The sequence below is a fragment of the Burkholderia sp. ABCPW 111 genome (genome assembly GCF_000773065.1).
Classification (GTDB): domain Bacteria; phylum Pseudomonadota; class Gammaproteobacteria; order Burkholderiales; family Burkholderiaceae; genus Burkholderia; species Burkholderia savannae.
Window position 1 is genome coordinate 82,151 of the sequence record NZ_JPWT01000132.1, and the last position, 14,581, is coordinate 96,731.

General features: G+C 69.3%; 10 protein-coding genes and 1 pseudogene. 5 read left to right on the forward strand and 6 right to left on the reverse strand.

What is annotated here, in order from left to right; translation table 11 throughout:
- Position 1 precedes the first annotated feature (1 nt).
- On the reverse strand, positions 2-943 hold the full coding sequence (gene ispH, locus X946_RS28595) for a 4-hydroxy-3-methylbut-2-enyl diphosphate reductase (protein WP_038755192.1): 942 nt from the start codon (positions 941-943) through the stop codon (positions 2-4).
- Between the two features lie 381 nt (positions 944-1,324).
- On the opposite strand from ispH, the gene X946_RS28600 reads away from it, so the two are divergent.
- Positions 1,325-2,515, forward strand: a complete 1,191-nt coding sequence (locus X946_RS28600) for a glycosyltransferase (RefSeq protein WP_038755194.1) — start codon at positions 1,325-1,327, stop codon at positions 2,513-2,515.
- Between the two features lie 455 nt (positions 2,516-2,970).
- Here X946_RS28600 and X946_RS28605 read toward each other — a convergent pair whose 3' ends face one another.
- Together X946_RS28605 and hpnA are read right to left on the reverse strand one after the other, a co-directional pair.
- Complete coding sequence (locus X946_RS28605) at positions 2,971-4,590, reverse strand: hypothetical protein (protein WP_038755197.1); 1,620 nt, start codon at positions 4,588-4,590, stop codon at positions 2,971-2,973.
- 865 nt (positions 4,591-5,455) lie between these two features.
- Positions 5,456-6,463: a hopanoid-associated sugar epimerase gene (hpnA, locus tag X946_RS28615; RefSeq protein WP_038755202.1), complete on the reverse strand. Its 1,008-nt coding sequence runs from the start codon at positions 6,461-6,463 to the stop codon at positions 5,456-5,458.
- A gap of 160 nt (positions 6,464-6,623) precedes the next feature.
- On the opposite strand from hpnA, the gene X946_RS28620 reads away from it, so the two are divergent.
- From X946_RS28620 to X946_RS28630, 3 genes and pseudogenes are all read left to right on the forward strand, one after another.
- The gene (locus X946_RS28620; protein WP_038755204.1) at positions 6,624-6,932 is read left to right on the forward strand and encodes an acylphosphatase; all 309 of its coding nucleotides are present in this window, start codon (positions 6,624-6,626) and stop codon (positions 6,930-6,932) included.
- A 29-nt stretch (positions 6,933-6,961) separates the two neighbouring features.
- Positions 6,962-7,624 (forward strand): annotated as a pseudogene (gene rarD / locus X946_RS28625) (EamA family transporter RarD); the annotation flags it as partial.
- Positions 7,625-8,544: 920 nt separating this feature from the next.
- Positions 8,545-9,645: an OpgC domain-containing protein gene (locus X946_RS28630; RefSeq protein WP_394335888.1), complete on the forward strand. Its 1,101-nt coding sequence runs from the start codon at positions 8,545-8,547 to the stop codon at positions 9,643-9,645.
- On the opposite strand, the gene X946_RS35380 is transcribed toward X946_RS28630, so the two are convergent.
- A complete protein-coding gene (locus X946_RS35380; protein WP_161788715.1) occupies positions 9,635-10,414 on the reverse strand; it encodes a hypothetical protein in 780 nt (259 codons plus the stop codon). The two genes, X946_RS28630 and X946_RS35380, sit on opposite strands and share 11 nt — an antisense overlap.
- A gap of 146 nt (positions 10,415-10,560) precedes the next feature.
- Between X946_RS35380 and X946_RS28640 the strand changes: the two genes are divergently transcribed.
- Complete coding sequence (locus X946_RS28640) at positions 10,561-12,234, forward strand: phosphodiester glycosidase family protein (protein ID WP_038755206.1); 1,674 nt, start codon at positions 10,561-10,563, stop codon at positions 12,232-12,234.
- Positions 12,235-12,280: 46 nt separating this feature from the next.
- Here X946_RS28640 and X946_RS28645 read toward each other — a convergent pair whose 3' ends face one another.
- Positions 12,281-12,484 (reverse strand): hypothetical protein, encoded by a 204-nt coding sequence (locus tag X946_RS28645; RefSeq protein WP_038755208.1) that lies wholly within the window; start codon positions 12,482-12,484, stop codon positions 12,281-12,283.
- A gap of 112 nt (positions 12,485-12,596) precedes the next feature.
- A complete protein-coding gene (locus X946_RS28650; RefSeq protein WP_038755209.1) occupies positions 12,597-14,099 on the reverse strand; it encodes a peptide MFS transporter in 1,503 nt (500 codons plus the stop codon).
- Positions 14,100-14,581: the final 482 nt, after the last annotated feature.

Below are 14,581 nucleotides of genomic sequence, written 5' to 3' on the forward strand. Positions count from 1 at the left end.
CTTAAACTTCGCGGGCGACAGCTTGCATGAGCTTCGCCGGCAGCTTGAATTCGACTTTTTCCTCGCGGCCCGACATCGTCGCGACCTCGACCGGGCCGAGCGCGCGCAATGCGGCGATCACGTCCTCGACCATTTCCTCGGGCGCCGACGCGCCGGCCGTGAGGCCCACCGTGCGCGCGTTCGCGAACCATTCGGTGCGGATTTCCGAGCCGTCCGCGACGAGATAGCTCGGCACGCCGCTTTCGGCGCCGATCTCGCGCAGCCGGTTCGAGTTCGAGCTGTTCGTCGCGCCGACGACGAGCAGCACGTCGACCTGCTCGCTCAGTTCGCGCACGGCCGCCTGGCGGTTCTGCGTCGCGTAGCAGATGTCGCGCGTGTCCGGGCCGACGATGTCGGTGAACCGGCGCTGCAGCGCTTCGATGATGCCGCGCGTGTCGTCGACCGACAGCGTCGTCTGCGTGACGTACGCGACGGGCGCGTCGGCCGGCAGCGTCAACGTATCGACCTCGGCTTCGCTCTGGACGAGGATCACCTCGCCCGGAATCTGGCCGATCGTGCCTTCGACTTCCGGATGGCCGGCGTGGCCGATCAGGATCAGCCGGCGGCCGGCCGCGACGTACTGGCGCCCCTGCACGTGCACCTTCGTGACGAGCGGGCACGTCGCGTCGAGGACGTCGAGGCCCCGGGCATCGGCATCCTTTTCGACGGTCTGGGCGACGCCGTGCGCGCTGAAGATGGCCACGGCGCCATGCGGCACTTCGTCGAGCTCCTCAACGAATCGCGCCCCTTTATTTCTCAGGTTTTCAACTACGTGCCGATTATGGACGATCTCGTGACGTACATAGACCGGCGCGCCGTGCTGTTGCAGCGCGCGCTCGACGATCTCGATCGCGCGGACAACCCCCGCACAAAAGCCGCGAGGCTGGGCAAGGATGACTCGCATATTTGGGCGAACTCCGACGACTGACGCGGGGTGCGAGCGGCCGGCAGGCCGGGCCGATCGCCCCAACTTGGATGTTATGAATGCAGGAACGGGCCCGGCACCCCGAAGTAATCGCGCATTTTAACCCTATCGGCTTTTGCGTGCTTTACCGTTCCTGACGTTGTGGCAATTGGAGCAACCCCGGAGGTCCGGCGCTTGCGCGCGTCAAACCCAGTAAACTAGGCGGTTTTCACCGAACCTTTCGGCTCGCTGACGCCGGAGGGCACCTAAAGGGCTGATTTGCATGGAAGTCGATCGTAACGAAACGGGCGCGCCGGCGCGCGCGGCCGCCGGTCCGGGCGGCGCGCCGGGCCGCCGCCGCGCACGGGCGGAGGGCCGCGCATGACGCTCATCGTCGTGTTTCTGCTGTCGTGCCTGTCGCTCGTGATCTGGCTCGTGCTGCTGTTCGGGCGCGGCGGCTTCTGGCGCGCGCGCCCCGCGCGGCGCCTGCCGCGCGACGCGCGCGGCGTGGCCGCCGACGCCGGCTGGCCCGCGGTGGCGGCCGTCGTGCCCGCCCGCAACGAGGCCGACGTGATCGGCGAGGCCGTCAAATCGCTCGTCGAGCAGGACTACGCAGGCTCGTTTCATCTGATCGTCGTCGACGACCACAGCACCGACGGCACCGCCGACGCCGCACGCGCGGCCGCGGCCGCCGCCAGCCGCGTCGACCGGCTGACCGTGCTGACCGCGGAGGCGCTGCCTGCCGGCTGGTCGGGCAAGGTGTGGGCGCAGTCGCAGGGGATCGCCGCGGTGCGCTCGCTCGGGCTGCCCGCCGATTATCTGCTGCTGACGGATGCCGACATCGGCCATCCGCGGGACGCGCTCGCGCAGCTCGTCACGCGCGCTCAGGCCGAGCAGCGCGATCTCGTGTCGCTGATGGTGCGGTTGCGTTGCGATTCGTTCTGGGAAAAGGCGCTGATCCCGGCGTTCGTGTTCTTCTTCGCGAAGCTGTACCCGTTCTCGTGGGTCAACGATCCGCGCAACAAGACGGCGGGCGCGGCGGGCGGCTGCATGCTCGTGCGCCGCGACGCGCTCGAGGAGGCGGGCGGCATCGAATCGATTCGCGGCGCGCTGATCGACGATTGCAGCCTCGCCGCGCAGATCAAGCATCGCGGCGCCGGTCATCACCCGATCCGGCTCGACCTCGCCGAGCGCAGCGTGTCGTTGCGTCCGTACGATAGCTGGCGCGACATCTGGAACATGATCGCGCGCACCGCGTTCACGCAGCTTCGCTATTCGCCGGTGCTGCTGCTCGGCACGCTCGTCGGGATGACGATCATCTATCTGATGCCGCCCGTCGCCGCGCTCGCGTATGGCGCGCGCGCGTGGCCGGCGTGGCTCGCGTGGGCGTCGATGTGCACCGCGTATGCGCCGATGCTGAGCTATTACCGCCGCTCGCCGTGGTGGGCGCCGGCGCTGCCGCTCGTCGCGCTGTTCTATGTCGGCGCGACGTTCGCGTCGGCGGTGCGCTACTGGCGCGGCAAGGGCGGGCAGTGGAAGGCGCGCGTGCAGGCGCCGGTGCAGGATCGCTGAACCGTTGCGGGCCGGTCGGCGGCGTTCGGGAGCGGCCGCGTCGGCCGGTTGTTCGTCGGTTTTGGCTTCGACTGCGATCTTTGCCGGACTGCGCGCGCAAGCTGTTGCGCGAAGCGTTTCGTCGGGGTGCGAGGGCGCGGCACGGGGCACGGGGCACGCGGCCCGGTTTGCCCGATCGTCCGGGTGCGTGTGCGTGTGCGGGCGTGGCGCCGGCGCCGCGAAAACTGCGGATGCTTGCGGACCCGCGGGGCTCGGTTGCTGCTGCGGGCCGTTATCCGTTGTCAGTGGTCTCGATTGAGCGCGTCCGCCGCGTTTATTCAGGAGAATGCGCTCGCTCGATCGGGCGACTTCGCCATTTCCCGGCCGGCGGCCGTCTCGACCGCCGTTCCGGTCACCACTTCCCCTTTCCTTCAGACGGTGCGGCGCCGGCGCTGGCCGTGGTCGGCCGCGCCGCGTCACTTCTGCGTGAGCAGCATGTACAGCTGGATCACGACCTCCGGCGAGAACGTGAACGGCACCCAGCCGAACCCGCTGTGCCGCGCGACGAGCAGGCGGTCGCCGTTCGCCTGCTTCTGCACCGCCATCAGCGGATTGCGCGTCGTCACGAAGCGCCAGCCGTTCGGCAGCCCGTTCGGCTGCTCGATCGTCATCGACGCGCGCACGTGCGCCAATTCCTCGATCAACTGGCTGAGCTGCTGAGGCGGCAGCGACACCGAGCGCTCGCCGAGCGTGAGCGTGATCTGGTCCTGCGACGGCCGCACAACGTGCAGCGATAGCTCGCCGTTTGCCGCTTGCACTGCCGCGACCGGCGCCGCGGCTTCGGCGGCCGCCCGGTTCTGCTCGGCCTGCGACGCGAGCGATTCCGCCGCCGCCTTGTAGCTCGCCGCGCGTGCGGCGGCGGCCTCGGCGGCCGAACGTTCGGTCGTGGCCTGCGCGAACAGCGACTCGGCCGCGTCCTTGTCGGCCGCCGCCTGGGCCGCGGCCTGCTCGGCCGCGGCGCGGTCCGCCGCGGCTAGGGCGGCGAGCGTTTCGGCTTCCGCCTTGTCGTTGGCGGCTTGTGCGGCCGCTGCGTCGGCGGCGCTGCGTTCCGCCGTCTCTCGTTCGGTTGCGCGCGTTTCGGCCGCAGTGCGCTCGGCGCTGGCCTGCGCGGCGAGCAATTCCGCTGCGGCTCGATCGGCCGCCGCCTGGGCGGCGATCTCTTCGGCTGCGGCCTTGTCGGCCGCCGCCTGAGCGGCGGCTTGCTCGGCGGCGGCGCGGTCCGCCGCGGCTTGCGCGGCGAGCGTGTCCGCCTTTGCCTTGTCGTCGGCGGCCTGAGCGACAGCTTGCTCGGCGGCGGCCCGATCCGCCGCTGCGCGCTCGCTCGCCGCTCGAGCCGCGAGCGATTCGGCCGTGGCCTTGTCGGCGGCCGCCTGCGTCGCAGCGTGTTCGGCGGCGGCTCGGTCCGCGGCCGCTAGCGCGGCGGCATGCTCGGCCGCCGTGCGCTCCGACGTCGCCTGCGCGACGAGCGCTTCGGCGGCGGTCTTGTTAGCCTCGGCCTGCGCCGTCGCGTGCGCGGCGGCGGCGCGATCCGCCGCTGCCTGAGCGGCGAGTGCTTCGGCGGCAGCCTTGTCGGACGACGCCTGTTCCGTCGCCGCGCGTTCCGTTGCGGTATGGGCGGCAAGCGCTTCGGCGGCCGATTTATCCGCCGCTGCTTGTGCCGCGGCCTGTTCGGCGGCGGCCCGATCCGCGGCCGCCTGCATCGCGAGCATTTCGGCCGCGGTCTTGTCGGTGACCGCCTGCGCGGCGGCGGCTTCGGCCGCGGCCTGGACGGCGGCCGCTTGCGTCGCGAACGCTTCGGCCGCCTTCTTGTCGGCGGCCGCTTGGGTGGCGAGGGATTCGAGCGTCGACTGCTCGACGGACATTCGGGCGGCTTCCGCGTGCTTCGCCGCGGCGGCTTCGGCGGCGGCCTGCGCGGCGGCCTTGTCTGCGGCGGCGGTCGCGGCGGCTTCCTGCGCGGCGCTCGCTACGTCGCACACCGTATGGATGAGCTGATCGACGCGGCTGTCGAGCGTATCGATCTGATCGTTCAAGTTCATGCGTGCATTCTCTACGTAAGACCCGCGATTTTACCCGCAGGCCCTGTCCAGGTTCGAACGTTGCATGTAACAAAATGCTGGCAACGTGGCGGACGCGGCAGCGAGCGCGTGTCGGACCGCGCACTTGGAGCGGTTCGGCGACATTGGCTGACGTAATGGGCGAGAAGTCGACGGATGGTGCCGCCGAGGTCGACGTGTGCCCGAAGTGTGGGCCGGCGCCTCCCGGATCGTCTTCGATCTTCGAGGCCGCATGGGGGCGTTTCGTGTCAGCGGCGATCGGAAAGGGCGGTCGACGCGCGCCGGCGGCCCCGCCGGCGGCCCGTTAGGCAGGTCCGTCGTCGTATCGGCCGCGATACGGTGAGATCGCAGTGAGATCGCGGCGAGATCGCGGCGCGAACGCTGGTTGGGCGGCGAGATGTCTTTTGCCCCGTGGTTGCCGCACGCTTTGCTGCTGCGGCAGCCTGCTCGAGGGTCTTTCTCGATCGAAAGCGTCGGGCGATCACATGCTCGACGCGTTCGCATCGATCGCTTCAAGATCGATGGGGATCTTGCCTGATGGCGACAAGAAGAGCGACGGCGCGAATGCGCATCGCAGCCGCGGGCCGCTCGTGGCGAGCCGAGCGCCGCGCGATGCGTCGCGATCGCCGATTTTCGATCCGGCACGCGGATGCGGGCGTCCCGTTTTCCGGGAAGAGGGGCGAATGCGTCGATAACCCGTCGCGGTCCACGATGAGTCGGCGAAAAATCGGAACGTTGCGCGGACCGTGAACGGCACACGCAGAATTGCTGCCGAAACGCCGAAACGCCGAAACGCCGAAACGCCGAAACGCCGAAACGCCGAAACGCCGAAACGCCGAAACCCCGCTCAGCGCAAATAACCCGCCTGCCGGAACCAGTCGAGCGCGTCGCGAATGCCCTCGCGGTATGGCCGAGCGCGATAGCCGAGCTCGCGCTCCGCCTTCGCCGACGTGAAATACATCTTGTTCTTCGACATCCTGAGCCCGTCGACCGTCACGAACGGCTCGCGCTTCGTGATCTTCGCGACCGCTTCCGCGCCGAGCGCGATCGGATACAGCGGCCAGCGCGGCAGCGCGAGCGTCGGCGCCTTGCGGCCCGTCAGTTGCGCGATGTCGGCGAGCATCGTCTGCAACGGCAGGTTCTCGCCGCCGAGGATGTAGCGCTCGCCGGTCCGCCCGCGCTCGAGCGCGAGCAGGTGGCCGTGCGCGACGTCGTCGACGTGCACCAGGTTCAGGCCCGTGTCGACGAACGCGGGAATCTTGCCGAGCGCGGCTTCGACGATGATCCGGCCGGTCGGCGTCGGTTTCACGTCGCGCGGGCCGATCGGCGTCGACGGATTGACGATCACGGCGGGCAGCTTGTCCTCGGCGATCATCCGCTCGACCGCGCGCTCCGCGAGCACCTTGCTGCGCTTGTAGACGCCGATCGCCTGCTCGGCCGTGAGCGGCGACGACTCGTCGGCCGATGCGCCCGACGGCGTCACCTTCAGCGTCGCGACGCTGCTCGTGTAGACGATCCGCTCGACGCCCTCGGCGAGCGCCGCGCGCATCGTCGCGACCGCGCCTTCGAGATTCGCACGCTCGATCTCGAGCGGATCAGGCGCCCACAGCCGGTAGTCGGCCGCGACGTGCAGCAGGTAACGCACGCCGCGCAGGGCGGCGCGCATCGACGCTTCGTCGCGCATGTCGCCCGTCGCGATCTCGGCGTCGAGATCCGCGACGTTCGTGCGCGGGCTCGTCGGCCGCACGAGCACGCGCACCCGATAGCCTTGCTGCCGCGCGGCGCGCGCGACGGCGGAGCCGACAAAACCGGAGGCGCCGGTCACCAGAACGAGATCGCGTTGTGTGTCAGTCATAGTCCTCATGGCCGCGCGCTCGTGCGGCGCGGCGTGTTGTGCGTCGTGCGAGATTGTACGTGGTCGCCTCGCGCGGGCGGCGCGCGGTTTCGTCGAGCATCGTTCGCGGCGCGCGACTACAATGCCGGGCTTGGATCGACTGGATGACACGGGGGATGCGATGAGCGGCGACGATCTGGACGAGCGTCTGGACGAGCGGATCGAAACCTATTACGTGCGGGTGCGCGGCGTGGTGCAGGGCGTGGGCTTTCGGCACGCGACCGTGCGCGAGGCGCATGCGCTCAAGCTGCGCGGCTGGGTCGCGAATCTCGACGACGGCTCGGTCGAGGCGATGCTGCAGGGCCCGGCGCCGCAGATCGACCGGATGCTCGCGTGGCTGCGGCACGGGCCGCCCGCCGCGCGCGTGACCGAGGTGACGTTCGAGGAGCGCCGGACGGACAAGCGCTTCGAGCGCTTCCAGCAGCATTGAGCGCCGCGGCCGATTATCCGCAGGCGGGGCGCGGGATCGCGCTGTCGCTCGCGGCGAGCGCCGCGCTGCTCGGCCTGCAGCTATGGCTGTTCCTGTGGGCGCCGCTGCATGGCCGGATGCTCGAGGTGTCGCTCGGCTATTTCCTGCTGCCGCTGACGATGGTGCTCGTCGGGCGCTTTTACTACCACGAACGTCTGAGCGGGCTGCAATGGCTCGCGCTCGCGTGCGCGGCCACGGGCGTCGCGCACGAGATCTGGGCGATGCGCGCGTTCGCGTGGCCGACGCTCGTCGTCGCGCTCGGCTATCCGCCGTACTTCGTGCTCCGACGCCGCGTGAATGCGGATTCGCTCGCGCTGTTCTCGGTCGAAATGCTCGCGCTGCTGCCGGTCGCGGCCGCGACGCTCGCGATGGGCGGCACGCGCGTCGCGGATCGGCCGCTCCTGTGGGCGATGCTGCTGCCGGGCCTCGGCGCGATCAGCACGTTCGCGCTCGCCAGCTATCTGAAAGCGAGCCGCATGCTGCCGATGGCGCTCTTCGGGATTCTCGGCTACGTCGAGCCGGTGCTGCTCGTCGCGGTTGCCGTGTTCGTGCTCGGCGAGGCGCTGAGCTGGGAGCAGCTCGCGACGTACGTGCCGATCTGGGCGGCGGTCGCGCTGACCGCGTGGCACGGATTCTTGCTCGCACGGAGGTAGGCGCGCGCGTTCGGTGCGCATGGCGATTGCGTGTTCGATGGCGCGGCGCGTGGCTCGAATGGCGGGCGTTGGCTGGCTGGGCGATGGGAGCGGATTGCCCATGCCGACCTGCCGGCGCGCTGACCTATCGACCTGCGGACCCGTCGACCCGCTGAACCGCTGAACCGCTGAACCGCTGAACCGCTGAACCGCTGAACCGCTGAACCGCCGAACCGCCGAACCGCCGAACCGCCGAACCGCCGAACCGCCGAACGGCTGAACGGCTGAATTAGCAATTCCGCAATTCCGCAATTCCGCAAATCCGCAAATCCGCAAATCCGCAAATCCGCAAATCGGCAAATCGGCAAATCGGCAATTCCGCAATTCGATGACCGATCAACGTCGAACCACGACCGGCGACCGGTGACGCGCTGCGTCACGGAGATCCCGGCTGACGGATTCGCCAATCGACGGCCGTGATGCGAGCCGGCGCATTGCAGCCGATTACACGATGCGTCCGCCGCGCGATTCGCTGCTGCGCGGCGACGCGCTTGCCGACGCCCACCGCGCGCCGACCGCATGACACGCACGCGAATCAATCCCGTTGCGCCGAGCACGCCGCATGCCCGGCGGCATTCGCGACGCGCGATCCGTCTTGTAATCCGGCTAAAGATTTCGTTGCATTTTGTTACTTAGGGCATACCCTGAGCGGCGATTAAAATTTTTAGACGAATTCTTTCGCCCGCGGGCCCGCCCATGAACGGTCATGTTTTCACGTCGCAGGGGCGTTGCTCCGTCACGTCGGCGCATCGCCGGATTTTCAGCCGGCATTTGCATTGCGCCGCGGCAGAACGGCTCGCAAGCCCGACTTTCCCGCTTTCCGCAGTTCGCCCGGCGCGCGCCGCGCGCATCGGTCCGGCCGTGCGATGAGCGTTCCCGTCATGTCTGCCCAAGCGGCCGCCGGACGCTCGATCGAGGTCGATTTCTTTCGCGGCCTCGTGCTGCTGACGATCGTCGTCGACCACATCGGCGCGAGCGTGCTGTCGCGCGTGACGCTGCACGCGTTCGCGTTGTGCGACGCGGCCGAGGTGTTCGTGTTCCTCGGCGGCTTCGCGACCGCGAGCGCGTATCTCGCGGTCTGTGCGCGCCACGGCGCGGGCGCGGCGCGGCGCCGTTTCGTGCGCCGCGCCGCGCAGATCTACCGCGCGTTTCTCGCGACGTCGACGCTGATGCTCGTGGTATCGGCCGCGCTCGATCACTACGGCATCGACGCGCCGAACATGGCGCTCGACGACATCAGCGTGCTGCTCGCATCGCCGCTGACGGGGCTCGTCGAGCTGCTGACCTTCAAGCGCCAGCCGTATCTCGCTTCGGTGCTGCCGATGTACGTGCTGTTCGCGCTCGCGACGCCCGCGGTCGTGCCGCTCGCGCGCGCGAAGCCGTGGTGGCTGCTGTTCGGCAGCGTGCTGATGTGGAGCTGCGCGCCGTGGCTCGCGGCCGATCTTCTCGACACCGATTCGTTCCGCTGGAGCTTCAACCCGTTCGCGTGGCAACTGATGTTCGTGGTCGGCGTGATCGTGCGCTGCTGGCCGCTGCATCGCGACGTTGCGGCGCGGCCGGGCGGCGCGGCGATCACCGCGGTCGCGCTGGCGGTCGTGCTCGCGTGCGCGTACTACAAGCTGTTTGCCGGGCTGCCGCTGCCGGAGGGTGAGCTCAAGCGCCATCTCGCGTGGCCGCGCGTGATGAACTTCGTCGCGTTCGCGTGGCTGATGGCCGAGCTCGTCCGCCACGGCTGGATCGCGCGGATCGCGCGGGCGGCGTGGCCCGTCGTCGCGGTCGGGCAGCGCGGGATGCTGTGCTTCGTCGTCGGCGCGGCGATCTCGCTGACGTTCGATTCGCTGCTGCACGGCATGCAAGGCAACGCGCGGATGCTGCAATTCGGCGTCGGCCTCGCCGCCGATGCGTGCGCGCTCACGCTGATGCTGACCGTCGCGAGCTCGGATCTCCTGTTCCAGCGCTTGCGCAGAAGCGTCATTGCGTGAAGCAAGCGGGCGACGCGCATCCGGATTCGATTTCGCCGCAGTTGCCGTTTCCGGGCCGACTCGTCTGCGTGTCGAGCCGCCGTCGTCCGGACGCGCACGAGCCGCTGACGCTCGAACGCCTTAGCCGCGCTCGACGCTCCAACGTGTCGATCAGTCCTGCCGACAGCCGCCTGATCGCCGCGATGCTCGCCGATATGCGCGCCGATATGTGCGCCTTGTACCGCGCGCGGTCGATGCGCCGTACCGGCTCGTCGCGGCAAGCATGTTCGATACGTTGCCGCTTGCCGTGAACGTATCCGCGCCGTTTGCGCCAAGTGTTTGCGAACCGCGAACCGCGAACCGCGAACCGCGAACCGCCAACCGCGAACCGCCAACCGCCAACCGCCAACCGCCAACCGCCAACCGCCAACCGCAAACCGCAAACCGCAAACCGCAAACCGCAAACCGCAAACCGCAAACCGCAAACCGCAAACCGCAAACCGCAAACCGTCGCTCGATACGGAGTCCGTAACGCGGCCGCTGCATCGGCATCGTCGCGAACGACGACGGCAGCGTCGCGCACGCATCGCCGCACGATTGCATGGCGGACATCGTCGACGAAATCGATCGGCGCGGCTTGCCCGAAAAGGCGAGCGCGGTCGGCCGGGCGACGCGAGGCGTTACGTCGCGCGGCGCGAGCGCGCATTGCGTGCATTGCGCCTGTCGTGCGTTCGGCTCGAATTGCGCGCGCCGGCTTCGCCGCTCCAGCGCGATCGATCCATTTGACCAACGCGTCCGCGCCCGCCCGCCCGCTCGCTCGCCCGCTCGCGTGCGTCGCCTTGCGTTTAACCGCGCCGTCATGGGCGGTTCGTATACTCGGTCCCCGCCGTTGCGTCGCAATGGGCAGCAACGGACGAAATCGACCGAGGAAGAATCTTGCGGACTACGAATTCAATTGGCATCCTTGCCGCGCGCCTACTTCCCGCCCTCGCGCTGGCGCTCGCGAGCTGCGGCGGCGACGATCTGACGCCCGCCGCGCAGCGCTGGGCGATGCCCGCGAGTGAAATGCCGCTCGGTCCGCAAGGGCTTGCGCAGAACGTGTCGTCGCAAACGGTCGCGACGGGCGTCGCCTATTACCAGATCAAGCGCGGCGCGCCGAGCGCGGCCGATTTCTGGACCGTCAACATCGGTTTCTACGCGACGCAGGCCGCAACCCAGGCCGATGCGGCGAACCTGGCCGCCGCCGGCTTCGCGACGCGCGTCGACGCGTCGGCGGGCACCGACCTGCAGGGCAAGGTGCTCGGCTACTGGCTGTCGGTCGGCCGCTACGCGGCGCAGGCCGATGCAACGGCCGCGGCCACGCAGATCGCGCAGGCGACGCAGAACCGCTACAAGCCCGGCACGCGGCATACGTCGCTCGCCGGCAATCCGACGACGGGGCCGTGGATCGTCAACGTGCTCGCGATCGATCCGTCGCAGGCCGGCGCGAAGCTGTCGATTGCGCTGCCGGGCGGCAACGATCTCGGCGCGGGCGGCGAGACGGTGTCGGCCGCGCGGGCGCGCGTCGACGCGCTCGCCGGCGTCAACGGCGGCTTCTTCACGAACGTCAATCCGTTCGGCGCGCCGCTGCCGCCGCGCTCGCCCGTCGGCGCGACGGTGGTCGACGGGCGTCTCGTCGCCGCGGCGATCGGCAAGCGTCCCGGCCTGCTGCTCACGCGCGACGCGAACGGCCGCCAGCGCGCGACGATCGCGCGCAATCTCGCGACGGCGATCACGCTGACCGACGCGCAGGGCGGCACGATCGCGGTGCAGACGCTGAATCGGCCGATCCTCGGCACGGTCGCCAACTGCGGCGTGCAGGCGAAAGTGCCGACGAGCGAGCCCGCGCAGGACACGGTCTGCACGAATTACGACGATCTCGTGATGTACGACGCGCTGTACCTGCGCGGCGGCGCATCGAACACGCTCGTCGACGCCGGCTATCAGGGCGCGCGATATGAACTCGTGGTCGATGCGAACGGCGTCGTCGTCGCGGGTCACGCGACGCTCGGCGCGGCGCCGCCGCCGAACGGCTACGTGCTGCAGGGGCTCGGCGCGAGCGCCGCGTGGCTGCAGGCGCACGCGGCGCCGGGCACGCGCCTCGCCGCATCGCAGCGGCTGTCGGCGAACGGCGCGGATCTCGCGCTCGCGTCGGGCACGTCGCTCGTCGAGGCGGGGCCGACGCTGTCGGTGCCGAATCTCGCGCAAAGCGCCGCGCAGGAGGGTTTTGCGCCGACGGTGGGCGGCGTCGACGCGGGCGAAGGCGGCGCCGCGAACGGCAGCTGGTACAACGGCTGGTACGTCGCGCGCAACGGGCGCACGGCGGCGGGCGTCGCGGCCGACGGCACGATCCTGCTCGTCGAGATCGACGGCCGGCAGCCGGCGCTGAGCGTCGGCACGAGCATTCCGGAGACGGCGGCGGTGATGGCGTGGCTCGGCGCGACGTCGGCCGTCAATCTCGACGGGGGCGGCTCGAGCAACATGGTGATCGGCGGCAAAACGGTCGGACATCCGTCCGACGCAACGGGCGAGAGAGGCGTCGGCGACACGTTGATGCTGTTGCCGAGCTGACGGGACGAAAAAGCCGCGCGCAGGCGGCGCGCGCGGCGCGGCGGTGTCAATGGCGCAGATCGGTCCTCGCGCGCTTCGCGCTCGACGCGTCGTCCTGCGTCGCGTCGTCCGCGTTGGGAGGATCGTCGTCGCGCTCGGTCAGGAGCGCGTCCACGTCAGCGGCGGCCGCCGCCGCGCGCAGCGCCGTGCAGCGCTGTGCGCGGCGGATGTCCGACAGCATCCGCCAAAGCCTCGTAGTCTTGTTTTTCATCGTTCTCTCCCTGCCGATGTCGCCCGTGCCGGCGAGTTGGTTTCAGTGTAGGACGCTTGCGGGCGAACCGTAGGGAGAATGTGGCGCGCAAGTTACATGTCGAGGGATTTCACTAGTGCGCGGCAACCGCCTGCGCTTCGCGGCGCTCCGTCTCGCAGCGGTGATGCTCACGCGACAGCTTGTTCATCAGCGGCAGCATCAGCAGGCCGATCGCCGTGCCGCCCGCGGCGAGCCAGCCGAGGCCCGTGAACAGCTCGATGTAGAGCGGCAGCGACGCGGTCGCCGGCAGATCGTTCGACGGCATCTGCGCGAAATTCGCGACGACGCTGCCGAGATATTGAGATACGCCCGTCGCGACGAAGTAAGCGCCCATCATGAAGCCGCCCATCCGGGCCGGCACGTAGCGCGCGATCATCGCGAGGCCGAGGCCGCTCACGAGCAACTCGCCGAGCGAGTAGAAGCCGTAGCCCGCGACCATGAACCACGACGACACGCGGCCGTCGACCGCGAAGCGCCCGCTGATCGCGAACGCGAGATAGCCGATCGCGACGACGGCGAAGCCGAGCGCGTACTTGCCGGCGACGGGCAGATCGCGGCCGCGCTTGCCGAGCCCGTTGTAGATCGCGACGAGCACGGGGCTCAGCAGCATGATCCAGATCGGATTGAGCGCCTGGAACTGCGCGGGGCTCCACGTGAAGAGCGTCGTGCCGAACAGCATGAAGCGCGGATCGACGTTGCGCAGCGCGAACAGCGTGAGCGACGTCTGCATCTGCACGTAGAAGATGAAGAACAGGATCACCTGCGCGATCAGCAGCAGCGCGGCGATGAGGCCCGAGCGCTCGGAACGGTTCGATTTCGCGATCATGTACGCGAAGATCGCGAGGATCGCGAACGCGGCGGCCCACACGCTCGCGACCGCGAGCTGCTTGTGGCCGAGCACGTACATCGTGACGAGGCCGAGCGCGATGCCGCCCGCCGCGACCGCGGCGAGGCGCCGCCAGTGAACGGGCTGCGCGTCGGGCTGCGAGCCGATGCGCGCGAGCGTGCGGTGCATCAGCACGAAGTTGAGGATGCCGAGCACCATCCCCGCGCAGCAGACGGCGAACGCCGTGTGCCAGCCCCAGTGATCCTTGATCCACGGCGTCGCGAGCATCGACGCGGTGGAGCCGATGTTGACGGCCATGTAGTAGATCGTGAACGCGCTGTCGATGCGCGCGTCGTCGCCCTCATAGATGCGGCGCACGAGATTCGCGGCGTTCGACTTGAAGAGCCCGTTGCCGACGACGATCACGCCGAGCGACGCGTACATGAACGCCAGATGATCGTTCGGAATCGCAAGCATCAGGTAGCCCGCGCACAGCACGACGGCGCCGATGATCATCGAGCGGCGCGCGCCGAGCACCTTGTCGCCGATCCAGCCGCCGATCGACGGCGACGCGTAGACGAGCGCGGTGAACGCGCCCCAGGTCAGGTTCGCCTGGCCGTCGGTGAAGCCGAGCTTGTCGACCATGAACAGGACGAGCAGGGCCGCCATCCCGTAGTAGCCGAAACGCTCCCACATTTCGATCAGGAAGACCGTCGTGAACGAGCGGGTCTGGGAGACGCGAGTATTCATTGTGCACCTCTGGATTGAACAGACGAAACGCCGCGCGCGGCGGCGCGGCGGATGGCGGGCGAGACGCCGGCCGCTGTGCGGCCGCGAACCGGTCCCGGCGGATCGGTGCCGGCCGGAGGGTTGCGCGGTGAAGGGGGCGAGGTGCTCAGGCGCGCGCGCGTGGCGCGCGGCAAAGTGGAAAGGGTCGTCATGTCGATAAGCGGGCAAGCGCACCGATCGGGGCGCAAGACGAGGCGCGGCGCGCGGCGGATGGTCCGCGCGACTTCACCGTTGAAAAACATGCGGACCGCGAGATCGTCGCAGTCCGCCGGGCGGCCGCGATTCTCGCGGCGTGTCGGATCTTCGTCACTCAGGGTAATCCCCGAAAAAGAGGGCTGTCTTCTTTGCTGCTCATGGTCGTGGGCGGGTTGAAAGCCGTTGGTCGAGCTCCGCCGCAACACCCGCAAACCCGCTTGCAGCTTGCCTGTGAAGGCGGCGAGTCT